Source organism: uncultured Algibacter sp. (assembly GCF_963976535.1).
Classification (GTDB): domain Bacteria; phylum Bacteroidota; class Bacteroidia; order Flavobacteriales; family Flavobacteriaceae; genus Algibacter_B.
This window is the reverse complement of the sequence record NZ_CAXBLF010000015.1, coordinates 32,004-54,316: the sequence shown is the minus strand read 5'-3', so window position 1 is coordinate 54,316 and position 22,313 is coordinate 32,004. Positions and strand designations below refer to the sequence as shown.

The 22,313-nt window shown below is 33.0% G+C and carries 18 protein-coding genes; 12 read left to right on the top strand and 6 right to left on the bottom strand.

What is annotated here, in order from left to right:
- Nucleotides 1-32: 32 nt before the first annotated feature.
- Nucleotides 33-452 carry a nucleoside-diphosphate kinase gene (locus AAC024_RS06465; protein WP_339894434.1) on the bottom strand — a complete coding sequence of 140 codons (420 nt, stop codon included), beginning with the start codon at nucleotides 450-452 and terminating at the stop codon, nucleotides 33-35.
- 252 nt (nucleotides 453-704) lie between these two features.
- Between AAC024_RS06465 and AAC024_RS06460 the strand changes: the two genes are divergently transcribed.
- From AAC024_RS06460 to AAC024_RS06415, 10 genes are all read left to right on the top strand, one after another.
- The gene (locus tag AAC024_RS06460; RefSeq protein WP_339894433.1) at nucleotides 705-1,724 is read left to right on the top strand and encodes a bifunctional oligoribonuclease/PAP phosphatase NrnA; all 1,020 of its coding nucleotides are present in this window, start codon (nucleotides 705-707) and stop codon (nucleotides 1,722-1,724) included.
- On the top strand, nucleotides 1,717-2,259 hold the full coding sequence (gene gldI / locus AAC024_RS06455; protein WP_339894432.1) for a gliding motility-associated peptidyl-prolyl isomerase GldI: 543 nt from the start codon (nucleotides 1,717-1,719) through the stop codon (nucleotides 2,257-2,259). The genes AAC024_RS06460 and gldI overlap by 8 nt, the downstream gene beginning before the upstream one ends.
- A gap of 2 nt (nucleotides 2,260-2,261) precedes the next feature.
- Entirely contained in the window at nucleotides 2,262-3,389 is a 1,128-nt protein-coding gene (locus tag AAC024_RS06450) for a peptidylprolyl isomerase (protein ID WP_339894430.1), read from the top strand.
- Nucleotides 3,390-3,444: 55 nt separating this feature from the next.
- Nucleotides 3,445-4,374 carry a prolipoprotein diacylglyceryl transferase gene (gene lgt / locus AAC024_RS06445; protein ID WP_339894429.1) on the top strand — a complete coding sequence of 310 codons (930 nt, stop codon included), beginning with the start codon at nucleotides 3,445-3,447 and terminating at the stop codon, nucleotides 4,372-4,374.
- 79 nt (nucleotides 4,375-4,453) lie between these two features.
- Entirely contained in the window at nucleotides 4,454-4,867 is a 414-nt protein-coding gene (locus tag AAC024_RS06440; RefSeq protein ID WP_339894427.1) for a DUF192 domain-containing protein, read from the top strand.
- Between the two features lie 106 nt (nucleotides 4,868-4,973).
- On the top strand, nucleotides 4,974-5,429 hold the full coding sequence (locus AAC024_RS06435; RefSeq protein WP_339894426.1) for a GNAT family N-acetyltransferase: 456 nt from the start codon (nucleotides 4,974-4,976) through the stop codon (nucleotides 5,427-5,429).
- 470 nt (nucleotides 5,430-5,899) lie between these two features.
- Nucleotides 5,900-6,472 carry an inorganic phosphate transporter gene (locus tag AAC024_RS06430; protein ID WP_339894424.1) on the top strand — a complete coding sequence of 191 codons (573 nt, stop codon included), beginning with the start codon at nucleotides 5,900-5,902 and terminating at the stop codon, nucleotides 6,470-6,472.
- Nucleotides 6,473-6,799: 327 nt separating this feature from the next.
- Nucleotides 6,800-8,380 carry an L-serine ammonia-lyase, iron-sulfur-dependent, subunit alpha gene (locus AAC024_RS06425; protein ID WP_339894422.1) on the top strand — a complete coding sequence of 527 codons (1,581 nt, stop codon included), beginning with the start codon at nucleotides 6,800-6,802 and terminating at the stop codon, nucleotides 8,378-8,380.
- A 76-nt stretch (nucleotides 8,381-8,456) separates the two neighbouring features.
- Complete coding sequence (locus AAC024_RS06420) at nucleotides 8,457-9,029, top strand: DUF664 domain-containing protein (RefSeq protein WP_339894420.1); 573 nt, start codon at nucleotides 8,457-8,459, stop codon at nucleotides 9,027-9,029.
- A gap of 56 nt (nucleotides 9,030-9,085) precedes the next feature.
- Nucleotides 9,086-10,282, top strand: a complete 1,197-nt coding sequence (locus AAC024_RS06415) for an acyltransferase family protein (RefSeq protein WP_339894419.1) — start codon at nucleotides 9,086-9,088, stop codon at nucleotides 10,280-10,282.
- Between the two features lie 384 nt (nucleotides 10,283-10,666).
- Here AAC024_RS06415 and secDF read toward each other — a convergent pair whose 3' ends face one another.
- From secDF to gyrB, 5 genes are all read right to left on the bottom strand, one after another.
- Nucleotides 10,667-13,657 (bottom strand): protein translocase subunit SecDF, encoded by a 2,991-nt coding sequence (gene secDF, locus AAC024_RS06410; RefSeq protein ID WP_339894417.1) that lies wholly within the window; start codon nucleotides 13,655-13,657, stop codon nucleotides 10,667-10,669.
- A gap of 227 nt (nucleotides 13,658-13,884) precedes the next feature.
- On the bottom strand, nucleotides 13,885-14,502 hold the full coding sequence (locus AAC024_RS06405) for a hypothetical protein (RefSeq protein ID WP_339894416.1): 618 nt from the start codon (nucleotides 14,500-14,502) through the stop codon (nucleotides 13,885-13,887).
- 436 nt (nucleotides 14,503-14,938) lie between these two features.
- Nucleotides 14,939-15,865 carry a malate dehydrogenase gene (mdh, locus tag AAC024_RS06400; RefSeq protein ID WP_339894415.1) on the bottom strand — a complete coding sequence of 309 codons (927 nt, stop codon included), beginning with the start codon at nucleotides 15,863-15,865 and terminating at the stop codon, nucleotides 14,939-14,941.
- A 202-nt stretch (nucleotides 15,866-16,067) separates the two neighbouring features.
- Entirely contained in the window at nucleotides 16,068-17,075 is a 1,008-nt protein-coding gene (locus AAC024_RS06395; protein ID WP_339894413.1) for a DUF6588 family protein, read from the bottom strand.
- 250 nt (nucleotides 17,076-17,325) lie between these two features.
- Complete coding sequence (gyrB, locus tag AAC024_RS06390; protein ID WP_339894411.1) at nucleotides 17,326-19,275, bottom strand: DNA topoisomerase (ATP-hydrolyzing) subunit B; 1,950 nt, start codon at nucleotides 19,273-19,275, stop codon at nucleotides 17,326-17,328.
- A gap of 1,361 nt (nucleotides 19,276-20,636) precedes the next feature.
- Between gyrB and AAC024_RS06385 the strand changes: the two genes are divergently transcribed.
- Together AAC024_RS06385 and AAC024_RS06380 are read left to right on the top strand one after the other, a co-directional pair.
- On the top strand, nucleotides 20,637-20,906 hold the full coding sequence (locus tag AAC024_RS06385) for a hypothetical protein (RefSeq protein WP_339894409.1): 270 nt from the start codon (nucleotides 20,637-20,639) through the stop codon (nucleotides 20,904-20,906).
- A gap of 2 nt (nucleotides 20,907-20,908) precedes the next feature.
- Nucleotides 20,909-22,309 carry an amidase family protein gene (locus AAC024_RS06380; RefSeq protein WP_339894407.1) on the top strand — a complete coding sequence of 467 codons (1,401 nt, stop codon included), beginning with the start codon at nucleotides 20,909-20,911 and terminating at the stop codon, nucleotides 22,307-22,309.
- The last annotated feature ends 4 nt before the right edge of the window (nucleotides 22,310-22,313 follow it).

Below are 22,313 nucleotides of genomic sequence, written 5' to 3'. Positions count from 1 at the left end.
CATTGGCATAGCCTCTAAGAAATTTTATTCAATTAAAACAGCTCTCTTCCTGAAAAATGAAATGCGCCTTCAATAGCTGCATTATCATTACTATCACTACCATGTACTGCATTTTCACCAATTGAAGCAGCGTATAACTTACGAATAGTCCCTTCTGCAGCATCAGCAGGATTTGTAGCACCAATTAAAGTTCTAAAATCGTCTACTGCATTTTCTTTTTCTAAAATAGCCGCCACAATTGGTCCGCGAGTCATGTATTCTACTAAATCAGCAAAAAAAGGACGCTCGTTATGTATTGCATAAAATGCTTGCGCATCTGCCGTTGTCATTTGTGTTAATTTCAAAGCTACAATTCTAAATCCTGAAGCTGAAATTTTTTCTAATATTGACCCAATGTGTCCTTTCTCAACAGCATCTGGTTTAAGCATTGTAAATGTTCTATTTGTTGCCATTATTTTTTGTTTTATGTGCGTGCAAAAGTAATCTATTTCTATTGAATTGCAATAGTTCAATTTGAACTCATTCAAACTTTTTCTATTTGCTAAAAAATTGTCCTTTTAAAGGTAAATCTTCCCTTTTTATAAATCCGTAGCGATGCTATGCAATTACAAAAAGTCTTCATTTAACTTCAAAATTCCTAATTATCGCTTAAACACAAAAAGATTAAATGAGTTCATTTTAAAAAAATTGTATCTTCGTCAACTATGAATAAACAAGACATCACAAGCATAAAGCAGCTTTTATATACTAAAAAAAAGATAGTAATTGTACCCCATAAAAACCCAGATGGTGATGCCATTGGTTCTACTTTAGGGCTATTTCATTATTTAATAAAAGGTAATCATAATGTTCATGTTATAGTTCCGAATGATTATCCTTCATTTTTAAAATGGTTGCCTGGGAATGATACTATTTTAAAACACGATATTCAAACCAAGGAGTGTAATACTTTAATCAAAGAAGCAGACGTTATTTTTACATTAGATTTTAATGCGTTTCATAGAACTGGTAACATGGAAACGGTTCTGACAGAAAGTAGTGCCTTAAAAATAATGATAGATCATCATCAAGCACCAGATGATTATGCAACCTATATGTTTAGTGATGTAAACATGAGTTCTACCTGTGAAATGGTATATCATTTCATAGATATGTTAGGAGATTCCAATGCCATTGACAGCAATATTGCTACTTGTTTGTATGTTGGTATTATGACCGACACTGGCTCTTTCAGGTTCCGATCAACAACAAGCACAACGCATAAAATTGTAGCCAAACTTATTGAAAAAGGCGCTGATAACAGTGAGATTCACAACAATATATATGACTCAAATAACTATGAACGTTTGCAACTTTTAGGATGTGCATTAACGAATTTAAGAGTAATTCCTGAATCTCGCACAGCCTATATAACGCTTTCACAGAATGAACTACAAAAGTATAACTATAAAAAAGGCGATACTGAAGGCGTCGTAAATTATGGCTTATCTCTAGATGGGATTGTACTTGCTGCAATTTTTATAGAAGACAAAAAAGAAGGTATTATAAAAATTTCATTGCGTTCAAAAGGTGATTTTTCTGTTAATGAATTATCTAGAGCACATTTTGAAGGCGGAGGCCATATTAATGCCGCTGGCGGCAAAAGTCACCTATCGTTAAACGATACCGTTGAAAAATTTATTAGTATATTGCCTAGTTATAATAAAGCCCTAAATGATGAATAAATTACTCACCATAGCCATACTTTTGCTAGTATTTGGTTGTAAAACACCCGAAGCCAGACGCCCAGTTTCAGTAAAAACGGGTTCTTTTATTGATGCTTCTATAGAACGAAATAAAAAACTTAATGCTAATGAAAAAGCGTTCATTGAAAACTTAATGAAGCAACAAGAGATTGATTACATTGCCTCAGAAAATGGCTTTTGGTATTACTACAATAATAAGATTGAAATTGACACCTTAAAAACACCCAGTTTTGGTGATATTGTGAATTATAATTACAATGTTAAAAACCTAAATGGCAGCGTTATATACTCTAGAGAAGTTATAAAAACGCAAACCTACGCCATGGATAAACAAGAATTGTTTACAGGCTTACGTGAAGGTTTAAAGCTTATGAAAACAGGAGAAACTGTAACGTTTTTATTTCCATCTCAAAAAGCCTATGGCTATTACGGAGACGATAACAAAATAGGTCGTAACACACCTCTAATTTGTGAAGTAACCGTAAATTCAATTGCCCAAAATCAAACGAATTAAAAATGACGCTACTTAAAAACGCTATTAAAGTTTTAGTACTTGTGCATTTTATAAATTTAACATCTTGCAAAGTACAATACCCAGACTTAGAAGATGGAATTTATGCAGAAATCATAACCAGTAAAGGTATTATGCTTGCTAAATTAGCAGAAGACAAAGCACCCATAACGGTAGCTAACTTTGTATCGCTAGCAGAGGGCACCAATACTATGGTTGATAGTAAATATAAAAAGAAGAAATTTTACAATGGCACTATTTTCCATAGGGTTATGGATGGCTTCATGATTCAAGGCGGCGACCCAATTGGCACTGGACAAGGAAACCCCGGTTATAAATTTAGGGATGAGTTTCACCCCGACTTAAAACACGACAAACCTGGCATTCTATCTATGGCTCATTCTGGCCCAAACGGTAATGGAAGTCAGTTTTTTATTACTGAAATCCCTAAACCTCATCTAGATGGAGTTTATAATGTATTTGGAGAATTGGTATTAGGATTAAACGTTCAGGATTCTATTTCAAATGTGAAAGTTGGTGATAAAAACAGACCCCTTCAAGATGTTATTATAGAAGAATTGAATATTATTAGAAAAGGTAAATCAGCAAAATCGTTTGATGCTCCTAAAATTTTTTATAATCATTTTGTGAAAGATGAACGTCTTAAAAAAGAAAAAAAGGCTAAAGCTGAGGCTATTTTAAAAGCCACTAAAGAAAAATTTGAAACGCAAAGAGCAAAAGCAACAACATTAGATTCTGGCTTAAAATATTTTATTTCTGAAAAAGGCTCAGGTGAAAAATTATCTAATGAAGCTCAAGTATCAACTCATTATACTGTGTATTTTGAAAGCGGGAAATTACTAGAAACAAGTAAATTAGAAGTTGCAAAAGCACAAGATGTTGTTAATAAAAAACGTAAAGCAGCCAATAAATATGGACCTATTACTGCTGATATTGGTCCAGATGCACGAATGATTCCAGGGTTTAAAGAAGGATTGCAACAATTAAGTGTTGGCGACAAAGCCACTTTATTTATCCCGTACCATTTAGCTTATGGTGAAGCTGGAACAAGAGGCATTCCAGGGAAATCTAATATTATTTTTGAGGTAGAAATCTTGAAACTTCTTAAATAAATTTTAACATTAAAGCCATTGTAAACCTTTATATTTACGCTCTAAAACTAAACCTATGCAACTATTAAAATTTGACTGGAACCCGATAACAGGAATAGACATTGGCTTTTTTAAACTTCACTTTTATAGCATGATGTGGGTGGTTGCCTTTATATTGGGTTGGTATATTATGAAACGCATTTTTACTAAAGAAAAAATTTCTATAGATTATTTAGATCCGTTATTTATATATACCGTTTTAGCTACCATGCTTGGGGCAAGACTAGGGCATGTGTTGTTTTATCAATCTGAATTAATTGGTGAAGATTTTCTAAGTATTTTTCTTCCAATTCGCACAAATCCAAAATTAGAATTTACAGGTTTTCAAGGGCTTGCGAGTCATGGTGCTGCCATTGGTATTATCATTGGTATGTATCTTTACAGAAGAAAATATAAGTACAAATCTATACTTTGGATTTTAGATAGAGTAGTTATTCCTGTGGCTTCAGGAGCAATTTTTATTAGAATAGGCAACTTTATTAATTCAGAAATTATTGGAAAAGCGTCTGGAGATTTTCCTCTAGGAGTTCGTTTTATTCAAGACCAATATTATAAAAGTGAAATTGTACAACGTACTGGCATTAAAGATGTTCAAAAAGCTTATAATGCGGTAACGGAAAATCCGCAATTTCAAAATTTGTTAGATGCTGTTCCTTATAGACATCCATCACAACTTTATGAGTCGTTTTTCTATATTTTTGTGTTTTTAATTTTATGGTATTTTTATTCAAAAACCACAAAAAAAGATCAACCAGGGTTTTTATTCGGCTTGTTTTTAGTGCTCCTTTGGACGATTCGTTTCTTTATAGAATTCACTAAAGAACCGCAAGGTGACGAATATATTAATTGGTTTAGTTTAAATACTGGGCAATGGTTAAGTATTCCTTTTGTTTTAATAGGATTCTATTTTATGTTTGTTTACAAATCCAAAACTGCGACTAAATAAAATGTTATTCAAACGGTTAACCTTGCTAACCACTTTATCCTTTAGTTTGTTTTTTATTAGCTGTAAGGAGAAGAAAAAAGTGATTAAGCAAACTGAAGTCACTTTTACCAAAGAAGGTGAACTTACCGTTTTCAATGCTTCAGATTCTACAAAAGTGTCTTTAAACATTGAAATTGCAGATACGGATTTTGATATCCAAACGGGATTGATGTATAGAAACTCTATGGAAAACAACCAGGGGATGCTTTTTGTTTTTGATGATGAAACCGAGCGTTTCTTTTATATGAAGAACACAAAAATTCCTTTGGACCTTATTTACATAAACGCTAATAGTAAGATAGTTAGTTTTCAAAAGAATGCGAAACCCTTTGATGAATCTTCTTTACCCTCAAATGCATCTGCCAAATACGTTTTAGAAGTTAATGCAGGTTTAGTTGATATTTGGCGCCTTTCGGTTGGAGATAGTATTAAATTCATCAACCTATCTAAGTAACTATTACCATAGGCGTAAAGCCCTGTTAACCCTTTAAAATAGAAGTGATTTTATATATTTGTTTGCATATAACACGTTGTACTTAATTAAAATAACCTGTTGAAAAATGATAGAGAAACTCCAAAATAATGAGATAGAAATATCTAAAAAAATACGTTTGGTTTTTCAAGCATCATATAAAGTAGAAGCAAAAATTTTAAATGCCACCGACTTTCCTCCTTTAAAAAGACCTCTTGAAAATTATGTAAAAAGTAGTACAGATTTTTTCGGTTACTTGAAAAATGAAGAAATAGTTGGCGTGATTGAAATTAAACAGAATAATGGCTCCACACATATAAGAAGCTTAGTCGTGAATCCACTCTTTTTCAGACAAGGAATAGCAAATAAGTTAATGAAATTTGTTTTAGATACATTTGATTCAAAATTATTCGTCGTTGAAACTGGGCTAAACAATGGACCAGCTACTAAACTATATGAGAAATTTGGTTTTATAGAAGTTAAACAATGGGATACAAACCACGGAGTTAGAAAAATAAAATTTGAGAAAAGAACGAATAACTAAGACGATTTTATATATAAAAAATTGCTGTTTTAGCTTAAACAAAGTTAGTTGCTTGTGTTGTTACGTCTCAATTTCCTATATAAAATTACTCGTGCTTTTACTATCTTCGGTTTACAACAGAAAATCCTTGCGGATTTTTACACAACAAAAAATATAAAAACGTTTTACAAAAGCGTAACCCATCCTAAAATATTTTCATTGTAATTTATACGCTTTCACTTCGACTATTAAAAGTATTCAATCAAAGATTTTTAACACAACTTAATGATTTTATTTCTCCTTTTTTTAGCAGCTTGTTTTCTCGCATATAGTAATGGTGCAAATGATAATTTTAAAGGCGTCGCGACTTTGTTTGGCAGCGGTAGCTAGTTTCTTAGCTTATCTTATTTTCCCGAGAAATACGAAAACTACTAGGTGTTACCAAAGAGACCTGTTTATGCGTTGGAACTGAAAAAATTCCCCTCGTTAAAATGGCCCATAGTAACAAATACATAACTGTTGAAACTCTATCTTCCAAGACTATCCGAGTATTGAACGAAAACGAATGTATTGAAATTTATAAAGGAAATTTCATTGGTATAAATTCGCAAAAAATGCTTGATTTTGCTCATTTTTTAAGTGCTGGAATTGTGAGTTTTGCAAGAGGATTAAATGATACTCCAAAAATTGTTGGACTACTTATAGTCATTAATGCACTAGACATTAAATGGGGAATGATTGCTGTTGCATTAGCCATGGCAATTGGAGGCTTATTAAACGCAAAAAAAGCAGGAGAAATGATAAGTAAAAAAATCACTCCTATGAATAGTGGTCAAGGGTTTACTGCAAATTTAGTTACTGGATTATTAGTTACCACAGCTAGTATTCATGGATTACCTGTATCAACAACTCACGTATCTGTAGGCTCTATTTTTGGAATAGGAACCGTTACAAAAAAGGCTGACTTAAAAGTGATAAGAAACATCCTATTATCGTGGCTCTTAACTTTACCAATTGCGGCAATTTGTAGCACCACTTTATACTTCTTACTTTTGAATTTTTAAGAATGAAAAGCCAGATCACCACAACGTGCTTATTTCATTGTATCTGATTTTTATTTTGGAAAATCCTAACTGCTGAACAATGGGTTTCTTTCTTTTTGTTAACTTAGTACGCAACGCAACTAATCATTTACGAACATGTTAGCCATTATTATTAAAAACTAATTAATAGGCAAACAGGAATTTGAGGTCGTATTAGTTAAATATCTTAAACTATTTGAAGTAGAACAACTATTAGGGGTTTTAGTAATCAACGCTACTAATTTTATTTATTAATCAAGTTTTATTGAATTTTAAAAGTGTTATTATCATTTATTTACAACAAGAATTATGAAAAATAGACCAGGGATTTTTAATGATGTCATTGGACCAATTATGAGAGGCCCGTCTAGTTCTCATACAGCCGCATCATGGCGCGCAGCTAAAATATGCTTGGATATTTTAAATGAACCTCTAACAAAAGCTATTATTGATTTTGACAAAGATGGCGCTTGGGCACCTAACTATAGAGATCAAGGCACCACAATTGGTATTGAAGGTGGATTATTAGGAATAGACATGACTGATGATCAAATAAAGAATACGGAACAAATAGCTAAAGAAAAAGGAATATCAATCCTTTATGAAATAAATACCTTTAAAACCAACCATGTAAACACATTTAGGTTAGCATTAGAAGGAGCTCATGGAAAACAAACGCAAGTCACAGCCATATCAATTGGAGGTGGCTCTTTTGAAATTCAAGACATAGATGGTTTTAAAGTAAGCATTAATGGAGGGTATTATGAATTACTTCTAAAGGGTGTTCCTAAAGACATTCTTTTAAAAGACGTTTCATTATTATTTACAGAAAACAAATCCATTTCAGAGTCTTTTAATATTGACAAGCGTTTAATAAACATTAAATTCTCAAAGGAAATTTCAAAAGAAGTCATTATTAAATTGAATGATACCATACCTTTTGATGAAATAATAATTATAAAACCAGTATTACCAATTATTTCAGGAAATGAATCTGAATTACTTTTTACAACTATAGCCTCTCTTTTAGAATATGCAGAACAGGAAAATCTTGACCTAGGAGCTCTTGGTTTACCATATGAAAAAAGCCAGAGTGGATTAGACAATTATCTAGTCATTGATAAAATGAAAAGCCTAGTTGAAATTATAGAAAATAGTATTAAAACAGGCTTAGCAGGCACCAATTATGAAGACCGAATTTTACCTCAACAATCACATTTAATTGATAATGCTCAAAAGAAAAGGAAAATCCTAGAAAATTCTATTGTCAATAAAATCATAGCTAATGTATCAGCTATTATGGAATCTAAAAGCGCTATGGAAGTTGTTGTTGCAAACCCAACAGCTGGTTCTTGTGGTGTTGCAGGAGGTGTATTGAGAGCAGTTGCTGATGACATAAACGCCTCTCATGATGAATTGATTCAAGCTTATTTTGCAACAGGAATTGTTGGCGTTTATTTTGCTCAAGGTCCTGGTTTTTCTGCTGAGGAACATGGTTGCCAAGTTGAATGTGGTGCATCAGCTGGAATGGCAGCAGCTGGAATAGTGCAATTGTTTGGTGGTAGAGCTAAACAAGGCATTGACGCAGCTTCCATGGCCATTCAGAATATGATTGGATTAATTTGCGACCCAATAGCAGATCGTGTTGAGGCACCATGTTTAGGAAAAAATGTAAGTGCAGCAGTTAATGCATTGTCATCAGCAACTATGGCTTGTGCTGGTTATAATGCACTTATACCTTTAAATGAAGTCATTGAGACTGTATCATCAGTTAGTAAACAAATGCCTACTTGTAATAAATGTACTGGTAAAGGCGGTTTAGCCATCACTAAGACAGCTTGTGCAATAAAAGAAAAATTGTCACTAAAAAGCACATTAACTACATCGTGAAATATTTGAAATCCAAAAAAAAAAATTAAAATAACCAAAGACTAACAATGTTGTAAGCAATTAAAATTTAAAAAAAATGAAGTATTCTATTATCCACATTCTTAAACTATCAGTAACGCTTGTTTTATTAAATGTTTTCTCATTAAATGGGCAGAATATAATTGAATCACCTCAAGGTTATTCGCCACAAATTGGAACTACAGTTTCTATGTTAGAAGATTTGAAAAGAAGAGTTACTAATAGCGTAACAAATTTAACAGATGGTGAAACTGATTTCCTATTAGATGAAAAAGCTAATAGAATCGGATCTCTTATTCTTCATTTAGCAGCTACCGAAAGGTACTACCAAGTTTATACGTTTGAAAATAGAGGGTTTAATAAAGAAGAAAAAGCGAGGTGGGAAGTCGCATTAAATTTGGGAGAAAAAGCTCAAGAAGTCATTAAAAATATGCCAATAAAATATTATCTCGATATATGGGATGATGTAAGAAAAGAGACCTTAAGATTATTGAAAACAAAAGATGATAAATGGCTAGAATCTATGGTAAGTGGAAGTCATATGAATAACTATTGGGCTTGGTATCATGTCATGGAACATCAAGCAAATCATATGGGACAAATTCGATTAATCTTAAAAAGAATTGAATAGTATAAACTACCGAAATCCATATTTATAATTCATTGCTTCTGATTTAACATTAATAATTGAAACGAAAATCAACCAAAACTGAACGCATACACGCATTAGACTCATTAAGAGCCATAATGATGTTATTGGGATTAGTTTTGCATTCTGCTCTTACCTATAATGTTACAAATCATGGAAATACTTGGTCATTAAAAGACCCTGAGTCTACAAATATGGCAACTGACTCTATTGTTTTCTTAATACATTTTTTTAGAATGTCTGTTTTTTTCCTAGTTGCAGGATTTTTTGGTTCTATGTTATTTTATGAAAGAAAGCCTTTTGGAATGATAAAAAATAGAATATCTCGAATAGGTTATCCGTTTATCGTTTTTCTATTTATACTGTGGCCAACAATTATATTTACATTTGGTTATACAGAAGCCGTTTTTTCTGAAAATATTAATCCTTTTGGAAAAGCCATGGAATCATTATCAACGCTTTCTGATTTTTTGCCTACATCGACATTTCATTTATGGTTTCTTTATTATTTGCTACTCATAACAATTGCTGCTGCCACATTAGCATTATTGCTAAAAAAATCAAACACGTTTACGAATAGAATAACGAGTGCCTTCAATTGGTTAATTCAGAAACCAATATTACGTATTTTGTTTTTTTCTGGGATAACGTTTATTATATATCTATTTATGGGAACTTCAATGGTAGAAGCATCTGTTTATCTATCACCAGATTTAAACACATTTCTTTTTTACTTTTTTTTCTATATAACTGGCTGGATTTTATTTAAATCAAAACCTCTTTTGAACACCATGATGCGCTATGATTGGACATCTTTAATTTTAGCTATACTAATTGCAACCACACAAGGTATAATTACCCAAAACTGGGATTCTAAGACTATGATGAGTCAATATTTGAGTTCTGAATTAATAATGCTTTTAAATGCCATTATAGTATGGCTTTTTACATTTGGCATTACAGGTCTTTTTATTAGATATGGTAGTAATCATTCTGAACGCATGCGGTACATCTCTGATGCTTCTTATTGGGTTTATTTAATCCATTTACCGTTAACAGCAATCATTCCTGCATTTATTTGGAACTTACCATTTCCTGCAATAATTAAGTTTTTAATTGTTCTCTCTCTAACAACATTTATTTGCTTTGTAAGCTATCACTTTTTAGTAAGAGGTTCTTTTGTTGGAAAATTTTTAAATGGTAGAAAATATTCGATAAAACAAAATAAAAGCTAGTTTCTAAAAACGTAAAACACACAAACATGTTGCGTTAGGGATTGGAGTGAAAAGTCCACAGCAAATCCGGATAGCTATCGGGAGTGGTAATGCCCAAAAAATAATCAAACAGATTACCATAATCGTCCCTCCTTCTCAATGCCATATATTCCATAAAAAAAGCTTAAGTATATGACAAAAATTAATTTTGAGAAATAAACTACTCGCAATTTTCAGGATAAAACAAAGACTTCACAGGTTATAAGAACCTGTGATATCTACATAACGAAAAAGCCGTAATATGCTATATCTGTGCGGTTTATAGTTTAATTCTAAATTTTTGTCATGTACTAAAAAAAGCCTATCAACATAAGTTAATAGGCTCTTTACAAAGAAAAATTTGATTTAGTCTTTCTTCTTTTTTTCTTCTAATTTATTTACAGTATCATACATTATTGGTGTTGCAATAAATAATGATGAATACGTACCTACAATAACACCTACTATTAAGGCAAACATAAAGCCTCTGATAGAATCGCCACCAAAAATGAAGATGGCTAGCAACACGACTAATGTTGTTAATGAGGTGTTTAAGGTTCTACTTAATGTACTGCTTAATGATGTATTTACTACTTTATCGAACTTCCAAGAGGTGTGCTCGTTGAAGAACTCACGAATTCTATCGAATACGACCACCGTATCATTCAATGAGTAACCAATAACTGTTAGTATTGCTGCGATGAACGCTTGGTTTACTTCCATGTTAAATGGCATAAATTTGTACGTTAAAGAGAATACCCCTAATACGATTAATACATCGTGGAACACCGCTGCAACAGCACCTAATGAGTACTGCCATTTCTTAAAACGAATTAAGATATAAAGGAATACCACAATTAATGAGCCTAAAATTGCCCAGAATGATGCTTGTTTGATATCATCTGCAATGGTTGGTGTTACTTTGTATGATTCTAGTAAACCAACTTGTTTGTTTTCATCATTTAAATCGATGAATTGCTCATACGTAATCCCTTCTAAATGCGGCACTAAAGCTTGGTAAAGAGAGTTTCTAATTTCTTCATCTATCTCTGCTCCAGATTCGTTTACTTTATACTTGGTTGTGATTTTTAACTGGTTAGCATCTCCGAAGGTTTTTGCATCTGCACTACCAAAAACTTCTGGTTGTGATAATAGGTCGGTAATTTCAGAAGCACTAATATCTTGCGCAAAACGCACTTGATAGGTTCTACCTCCAACAAAATCGACACCTTGGTTTAATCCGTTTGTAATTAACGAGCCTAAACTTAAAAGAATTAAGGCTCCAGAAATGATATATGCTACTTTACGTTTCTTTAAAAACTCAATATTGATATTTCTAAATAAGTTTTTAGTAATCCCGGTTGAGAACTCTAATTTCCCGCCACGGTTAGCATACCAATCGATTAGTAATCTGGTGATAAAAATAGCTGTAAATAAAGATGTTGCAATACCAATTAATAAAGTAGTTGCGAAACCTTTAATTGGGCCTGTTCCAAAAATGAATAAGATTAATGCAGTTAAACCTGTAGTAACGTTGGCATCTAAAATAGATGACAAGGCGTTACTAAATCCGTCTCTAATAGCTTCAAGCTGTCCTTTTCCTTTGGCTAATTCTTCTCGAATACGCTCAAAGATTAGCACGTTAGCATCCACCGACATACCAATGGTTAATACAATACCCGCAATTCCCGGTAAGGTTAACACAGCACCTAACCCTGATAAAATACCGAAGATTAACAAGAGGTTTAATAACATGGCAAGATCTGCAAAACCACCTGCTTTTCCATAGTAAAAAATCATCCAAAGTAATACTAATACTAATGCGATTAAGAATGACATGGTACCACTTTCAATAGCTTCTTTACCTAAAGACGGTCCTACAACCTCACTTTGGATAATATCTGCCGATGCAGGTAATTTACCAGCACGTAATACATTAGCTAAATCTATGGCCTCATTTAATGAGAAGTTTCCAGAAATAGAAGAATTACCACCAGCAATTGGACCTGTTGTTACACCCGGAGCAGAATACACAACATTATCTAAAACAATAGCAATTTGACTGCCTTGCGTGTATGCTTTACCAGTCATTTCTTCCCAGATTTTAGCACCTTTAGCATTCATTTGCATAGATACCTCAGACTTTCCTGTTGGACCGAATTGGTTTCTAGCATCAGTTACTACTGCACCACTTAATTGAGGTACATTTTCTCTGTTACCAATTAAAGCGTATAAATCTACTACTTCGCTATCCTTTTCTGGCTTACCAAAAACAAACTTTGCATAACGTTGTTCCGCAGGAAGTAATGCTCTAACTTCTGGTCTGTTTAAGTAATCTAAAACTGTTTCTTTATCTTTAATTTCAAACGTACCTATGATTGGGCCACCTTGATATCCAAAACCTCTAATTAACTTACCAAGTGGATTGTTTTCTTCAACTGCCGTAGAATCTGTTTCTGCATCACCTAATAAATCATCAATTTGATCGCTTTGGGCATTTTCTTCATCTTGAGGCTCAATTTCTACATCATCTTCAGATTTAACAATATCCTTTAAAACTTCGTTTGCTTGATTTATAAATTGATAGAATTGTTCACCTTTATAAGCATCCCAAAACTCTAATTGTGCCGTACTTTGTAATAAACTTTTAGCACGCTCAACATCTTTAACACCTGGTAATTCCACTAATATACGCCCAGAGTTCCCTAAACGTTGAATGTTTGGTGATGTTACACCAAACTCATCAATACGCTTACGTAATACTTCAAAAGCAGAAACGATAGATTCGTCTATTTTAGTTTCAATAATACTTTTAACATCATTATCAGTCATACTACCATCAATCTCACCATCAAGTTCTCTGGTATAAAATATATCCGGAGATGCTAATTTTGTATCTCCTTTAATCGCATCAAAAGCTGAAAAGAAATCTTCTAAATACGTACTTTGACTGTTTTTTTGAAGCTCAGAAGCATCTTCTAAAGCTTTATTAAACACTGGGTCAGTAGTGTTATTTGCTAATCCTTTTAAGATATCTTTTACGGATACTTGAAGAATTACATTAATACCACCTTTTAAATCAAGCCCAAGGTTCATTGCTTTTTGTTTCACTTCGTTATAAGTGAATTTTGCTATACCAATATTGTATACTGTATCGGTTCCTTTTTCTTGAAGATAATTAGCCTCTTCTTGACTTCGAAGTGCGCGATAATTTTCTTCTGATTCAGAGATTTTAGTAATCGCAATTTCTTGCGCCTCATTTTCAATTTGATTTGCTGTGAATGTGAATGATAATTGGTAAAGACTTACCAAACCAAACAAAATAGCAAATAGTTTTACTAATCCTTTGTTTTGCATGTTATACTTTTTTACGTCAAATTTTTAACCCTGAAAATTTTCGGGCGAGCAAATATAGAATTTACCGTATGATTTGACAATTTTATTTTTTAATTATGATTTTTATAGATTCGTCATTAATAATGAGATCTAAAATAGAACTATGAAAGTGTTTAGGTTGTTTATAAAATAGCCGTGTTTTATTGACGTCATCATATTTACATCAAAAAAACAAGGTATGCAACCCTTTAGCAAATGGGCCCCGCTCTAACTTCCGGTATGGTGTGAAGTGGGTCACTTATTTGTATCGTGATTTCTCTACGAGTTTTATAAGCAACTTGTATTAAGTAATCTTCATATTGATATCCAATATGTTCAATTGATGGATAATTTGGATCTAAAAAACGATCGCTTTTCGGCTCAAATTCTAAACCAATGGCACCATCAAAGCCCCATCCAGTATCATGTCCGTTTTGTATTTCGTAGACGTCAAGATTATAACTGATATTTGATTCTTCAAACGGAAAGTTTGATGAGTCTTCATCTTGAGACGGAGATGTTAGATGAATTACTAAATTATTTTCTTCAGAAAACGTTTCTTTAATAATAGCAACTTCGGTATCACTGTAATATGTGATTTTTAATGTCCCGTTTTCTAGTGAAAGTACTTGAATGTTTTCAGCACCTATATCTTGCAATTGCTGTTTTACAATCGCTACTGTATTTTCAGTTTGTTTAGATGTTAAGTCAACATCTTCAAACTGCAATACAATTTCTTGATTAGGCACCAAAATGTGTTGTTGAGAAACAACACCAAATAAGGTAAGGCTAAAAATTAAAACACTAATGCACCATCTTGCAATCATGCGCCAAATATACTCAAAACAAATAGGTTTTCGATTTTTTTACTTGCTATTTTTCTCTTTCTCTTCGTTAAAATTTTAAAACAGAACTAAGGTTATGATTGAAAATTTTGCCTTGACAAACAAAAAACTATCTGCCTATAAATTTCCTAAATCCTATTTGCTTTGAGTATAAAGAAGTGAGGCTGTCTGAAAAGTCAATTTTGGAGTAAATTGTCACATTGAGCGCAGTCGAAATGCATTGGAAATCAAGATTATAACGTTTTTGACTTACTTCGTAAGCTACCTTCGTTCAAAATTCATTTTGACCTCGTTAATGCTCAAACTGACAACTCGAAAAACTTTTCAGACAGCCTCAATTAAATATCTATTTCCTCACCCATAATTGACAAAAATCAATTATGACCTCTCCAAAGGAGAGGTAAAAAAAAATGTTTTATTACACGTCTAATAATGCATTAGTCTTTTTAACACCTTCTGCACTAGCTTGCATGTGTGCTTTTTCAGCAGCACTTAAAGGAATATCAACTATTTTCTCAATACCGTTTTTTCCTAAAATTACAGGAACACCAATACAAATATCATGTAATCCATATTCACCTTCTAAGAATGTAGAACATGGGAACATTTTCTTTTGGTCGCAAGCAATTGCCTGAACTAAAGCGCTTACTGCAGCTCCTGGAGCATACCATGCTGAAGTTCCTAATAATTTGGTAAGTGTTGCACCTCCAACTTTAGTGTCTTCAACTACTTGTTCTAAACGTTCTTTGCTTAAAAACTCAGTAACTTTAATACTATTTCTAGTTGCTTGACTTGCTAGTGGCACCATCCCTGTATCACTGTGTCCGCCAACTACCATGCCATCTACATCACTTATTGGAGCTCCTAAGGCTTCAGCTAATCTAAATTTAAAACGAGCAGAATCTAATGCTCCACCCATTCCTATAATTCTATTTTTTGGTAGGTTAGTTGATTTGTGTGCTAAATATGTCATCGTATCCATAGGGTTACTTACAACAATTAACACCGTATTTGGGGAGTGTTCTATTAAGCTTGAAGATACGGCCTTTACAATACCAGCATTAATCCCAATTAATTCTTCACGTGTCATACCTGGTTTACGTGGAATACCAGAAGTTATAACACAAATATTACTATTTGCTGTTTTGCTATAATCGTTTGTTACACCAGTAATTTTAGTATCAAAACCATTTAATGATGCACATTGCATTAAATCCATGGCTTTTCCTTCGGCATAACCTTCTTTAATGTCTAACAATACAACTTCTGAAGCGAAGTCTTTAATAGCAATATACTCTGCACAACTTGCGCCTACTGCTCCTGCTCCTACAACTGTTACTTTCATTTGATTTATTATTTAATTATTCGTTATCGATATTTAAAGCACAAAATTCAGGATTTTAAGCTAAAAATTTCATGATTTAAGTCATGCAAAATTACGAATTAAAACACTGTAAATGAAAAAAGCACAGGACAAAATCCTGTGCTTTTCAAACAAAAATTAAATATAACTAACTAAAACTAAACAATTATTATTTTCAAATTCCCTACCTAAAGCTAAACGCTATTCCAGCAGAAAATGTATTATATTCCTGTAATGTATAATCACCAAAAATTTTGAAGAACCCTAAACTTAATCTGGCTCCGATTGTGGTTCTAAAACCACTTGCATCAAAATCTAAATTTAAAGGATCAGTTACAGTATCTACAACTGTTGTACCACCATTACTATACTCTAAATCGTAAGTCCCTAACATTTTTAATGTTGAATTACCCCCTGTATAACCAAAACCTCCATAAATATTTATAATTGGAAAGTTTAAAGAGCCAATTGCTTGAACTGTATATGAATTCAATTTAAAAGCAGCACTCTGATTCTGACCTGCAATTGCATTACCATCAATAGTATAATCTACATTCATTGATGTATATGCTGCCAATACAGAAACATGTAATGGTAATTTATCTAAAGGACCAAATAAACTTGTTATTTCTTTTTTAAGGCCTAAACCAAATAATTCTCCTTTAACGTCATTGTCACCTACACTAGGCACTAAGCGCAACATCACATCAAATTTATAAGGCAATCCTAAACTTAACTGAACAGCTGGTGTAGGAACTGCTTTTAGCGGTAAATCATCACTAATTCCTGAAGGCATAGTAAACGAAGCACTTACAGCATTTCCATCAACTGTAGTATCAACGGTTAAATTAGCTCCGTCTCCCGTACCTGCAACTGTTGGTGTTGTTGTTCCTGGAGCAAATCCTATATTACTTGATAATCCTAAAGCTGACAAATTTATTAGTTCATCTTTAGAGGGTACAATTGAAGCATTAAGTCCGATTGAAATATCAAACCCAAGTTTTTTATGAACCTTAGCCGTATGATACCAGCCACTATTCATGCCATATATTAATCCCTTCATTGCAGGGTTAATATAAGCTCTGGTTAAATTTTCAGCATCACCAGATGCAAGTAAAATACTTTCTAATTCTTGTGCTTTTGAAATCGTAGTTACTAAACCAAGTAACAAAAGTAGGATTAACTTTTTCATCTGTCTATATATATTGTTTTTTATAGGTCATTATGTAACATTCATATAATCAGACCTTTGTGTATCTAGTCTTTAGTTATGAATGTTTCATTATTACAAATTTGGTTTTACAAACATAGGAAAAAAATCACACAATACAACATTTTATCGTAATAAAATGCTTTTAGTCGGTTTTATTTTGCTGTAAAACAAAAAAACAGCCTCTATATCTAAGATATAAAGGCTATTTCAATTTACTGAAAATATTTATTTATGCATCAATATTTGCATAAATAGCATTTTTCTCAATAAACTCTCTTCGCGGTGGAACCTCATCGCCCATTAACATCGAGAATACGCGATCTGCTTCTGCTCCATTTTCTACATATATTTGGCGTAATGTTCTAAATTCTGGGTTCATGGTTGTATCCCAAAGTTGAGATGCATTCATTTCTCCAAGACCTTTATAACGTTGAATTTTTGTGCCATCTCCATATTGTTCCATTAATGCTAAACGTTCATCATCATTCCAAGCATACTGCTTTTTAGCTCCTTTTTTAACCAAAAATAAAGGTGGCGTTGCTATATAAATATGACCATTCTCTATTAATTCTTTCATATATCTAAAAAAGAATGTTAGAATTAAAGTTTCAATATGCGAACCATCAATATCGGCATCACACATGATTACGATTTTGTGGTATCTTAATTTTGAAAGGTTAAGTGCTTTACTATCTTCTTCTGTTCCGATGGTAACTCCTAAAGCTGTAAAGATATTTTTAATCTCTTCATTTTCAAAAACCTTATGAGTCATCGCTTTTTCAACATTCAAAATTTTACCACGTAAAGGTAAAATAGCTTGAAATGCTCTATCACGACCTTGCTTTGCCGTTCCACCTGCCGAATCTCCCTCGACTAAATATATTTCGCATTTGGATGGATCTTGCTCAGAACAATCTGATAATTTTCCTGGCAATCCACCAATACTCATTACGGTTTTACGTTGCACCATTTCACGAGCTTTTTGTGCTGCATGACGTGCTTGAGCTGCAAGTATTACTTTCTGAACAATGATTTTAGCATCGTCTGGATTTTCTTCTAAATAATCGGTTAGCATTTCTGAAACAGATTGACTTACCGCTGCAGAAACTTCTCTGTTACCTAATTTCGTTTTTGTTTGACCTTCAAATTGTGGTTCTTGAACTTTTACAGAAATAATAGCTGTTAAGCCTTCACGGAAATCATCACCTGCAATATCAAACTTCAATTTGTCTAACATGCCCGATTCATCTGCATACTTTTTTAAGGTATGTGTCAATCCACGACGGAAACCAGACAAGTGCGTACCTCCTTCATGTGTATTAATGTTATTAACATAAGAATGTAAGTTTTCAGCATAAGATGTGTTATAAATCATAGCAACCTCAACTGGAACCCCATTTTTTTCACCTTCAAAAGCAATCACATCTTTCATTAAAGGGTCTCTAGTAGCATCTAAATACTGGATAAATTCTTTTAAACCTTCAGTAGAATGGAATGTTTCTCCTTCAAATTCCCCATCTTCTTTTACATGTCTTTTATCAACTAAATGAACAGTAATACCTTTATTCAAATAAGCTAATTCACGTAAACGACTCGCCAAAGTATCATAGCTATACTCTAGCGTTAGGGTAAATATGGTTGAATCTGGTCTAAATGTTACTGTTGTCCCTCTTTTATCAGTTTCTCCAATCTGTTTTACAGGATACATGGATTTACCACGTTCGTATTCTTGTTCGTATATTTTGCCATCTCTATAAACCGTTGCTCTTAAATGCTCAGACAAAGCATTCACACAACTTACACCAACACCGTGCAGACCACCAGATACTTTATAAGAATCTTTATCGAATTTACCTCCTGCCCCAATTTTAGTCATAACAACCTCAAGCGCCGAAACACCTTCTTTCTTGTGTAAATCTACAGGAATACCACGACCATCATCTTCCGTAGTAATAGAATTATCTTCATTTATAATAACAGTAATATTGTTACAATGTCCTGCTAAAGCTTCATCAATAGAGTTATCTACAACCTCATAAACTAAATGGTGTAAACCTCTTGTACCTACATCACCAATATACATGGATGGACGCATACGTACATGCTCCATGCCTTCTAAAGCCTGAATACTATCTGCTGAATAATTATGTTTGTTAAATTCTTCTTTTGGTTCGCTCATATTATTTATAATTGTTTATTTCTATTATTTATTTTTCAAAACACCACAAAAATTATTTGGGCGTTACCCCGAAAAGGGGTCGGGCTTTCCGTTACAAGTCCTCGCACCTAAAAGGTCGCTGTGGGCTTTTATTCATGCCTTTCTATTTTATATTAATGAATTCATGAACATAAATGTTTCACTGCAATCCCTAACGCACTTTTATACTAAAATCAATCATCAATCCAATCATCATTTTCAGTTTGCTATAGTTTTTGCCAGCAACTTATTCACAATAAAATATTAGCACAAAAAAATCCCGTATATCGGGACAATGTGATACAAACAAATATACGAAATACTGAAGCCGTTAAAAAGCATTTCAGCGAGTTGATTTAATAATTATCAACAATTGTTAATTACTTAAAAATGGCTTAAATCATCTAAAAATAAGCTTAAAATTGATTTCACTCTTTTTTATCTAGTCCTAAAAGTAGCAAAAACAAAAAACTTCTTAGAACTCATTTTTTTAGCTCTTGTTTTAAAGTTTTTCCAACAACAATTAGCGACCTGCAAGGTTTTAAAAACCTTGTAGGTCTTTCCAAATTGGAATAACACATGGCCCTAGTTTAACATTGGTATGACTTTGGAACTATTTATTTTTAAAGGACTTTGGATGATTGAAACGTAAAACAAATTATCCAAAAGCATAAAGATCAAGCGTTCAAGTACTATATCAACACTCTTTTAAACTAGAGCCTAACACATCTACAAAGGCTCCAAAACCTTGCAAAAAAACACACCCCTTAATCCCCTCTTACTAGAAGGGAAACTCTTATGTGCTTTTTTAAAAGCAACAGTTTCCCTCCTAAAAAGGAGAGGTTAAGGGAGCTGTAAAAAAGAATACATTAAACATAAATAAGCAATTACAGTAATTAAGCTACTAAACTTCTAAATTAACTTTAGCTTTTTTAATAATTTGACAATACCTAATAGGATATCCCCAAAAATAGTGTGTAGTATATTTATTCTACATATATTTGAACTCGTTAAAATAACAATGACAAAAAATAACAATAATAATAATTTCAATAATCCTAATTTATAGGACAGGAAGGTTATTGTTTAAAAATATATAAAGCCTTCCAAATTTGGAAGGCTTTTTTTTGAATAAAAAATTTCTTGAAACGGACTATTCTAAACGTTAAGTCATTTAGATTTTTTAACAGTTTCATTTTGTTCATAGAGCAAAAAACAGAAATTTTATATTCTGCCCCACCCGAAATTGCTAAATGGTAATTTCGACCTCCCCAAAAGGGAAGTGAATTTGGAAAACCCGAAACAGAGTTATCGGGGAATTATTTTAATTTAAAAATGAAGACATGAGTAAAATTATGACCGTCGATATCTTGTCGAGTATTAAAGGAGCGCAGCCATCAGAGGCGGTGAACAAATTATTTGAAGTGATTAAAAACGCTAACACGACAAATAATAATGCTTTTAATAATAATCATGATCATGCCGTGTCTTTAGATAGTTTAAGAGAAGATGTGGTAATTGATAGCCCACAAATTGAAAAGCAAATCATTATTGAAAACTTTCCGAAAGAAAAGAATGGTTTTCTGGTTGTTTCTAAAATCATAGAAGAATAATTATGGACTCTCAAATACATAAAATTCATCAACAATTGGTGAACAAAGAAATCACTTGTACAGTCTTAGTCCAAGAAAAATTAGACGCTTTAAAGCAGAACACGAACAACACCGTAAATTCTTTATTGGATACGTCGGCACTCGATTTAGCAGCCAAAGTAGATGCTAAAATAGCCAATGGTGAGACTATTGGTTTACTGGAAGGTATTCCGTTTGGAATAAAAGATGTTTACATGGTGCAAGGCACGTACACCACGGCAAGTTCAGATTTACTTAAAAATTACAAATCGGCATACACCGCAACTGCCATTCAAAAATTATTGGATGCTGGCGCTATACCTTTAGTAAAAGAAAACTGCGATAGTTTTGGTCATGGGTCGTCTAGTGAAAACACCATTTTTGGCGCGGTTAAAAATGCTATAAATCCCGATTTAGTTGGTGGTGGTTCAAGTGGCGGTTCAGCGGTTAACGTTGCTAAAGATTACACGGTTTTTTCCATTGGTGGCGACACTGGTGGTTCTGTTCGTCAGCCTGCAGGTTATAATAATGCGTATGGTTTAAAACCCACTTACGGACGTATTTCACGCTACGGATTAATGGCTTACGCATCATCTACCGACTGTGTTGGCCCTATTGCAAAATCTATCGAAGATATCAGAATTGTTTTAAATGCGATGAGTGGAAAAGATGTTAAAGATCAAACTGCGTACGCTTCCGCGGAAATAGCTCAGAATGACATTTTAACTTCGAAAGAAATTAAAACCGTAGGATACTTCAAAAATTTTATAGAAACAGATGCGATTGATGCCAAAATCAAATCAGATTTCTTAGCAGCTATCGAAAAAATAAAAGCCAAAGGCATTCAAATAAAAGCTTTAGATTTCTTTGAGTCTGAAACTTTAGTATCAACATACTATACCTTAGCGATGGCTGAAACCGCCTCTAACCTATCACGATTAGATGGCACGAATTACGGCAATCGTATTGAAGGCGATAACTTAAAAGACACCTATGCGGTAACACGCTCTGAGAATTTTTCAGAAGAAACAAAACGCAGAATTGTTGGTGGAAACCAAGTATTATCTCAAGGGTTTTCAGATGAAATTTATTTAAAAGGCTTAAACCTTAGAGATCAAATTTCTGAAAATTTCGAAAATGATTTTAAGGAAGTTGATATCATCCTTTCTCCAGTAACACCAAATACGCCACCTAAAATTGGCGATAGTTTAAAAGACCCATTGGCTATGTATTTATCTGATGTGTATACGGTTGGTTTTAGCTTAGGGCAATTACCAACGCTTACTGTCCCCCAAGGCACAGCAACAGGTTTACAAATTACGGCAGCAAAAAATAATGACGAACTCGTTTTGAAGTTTGCTAACTTCTTAAAAGACACGATATAATGAA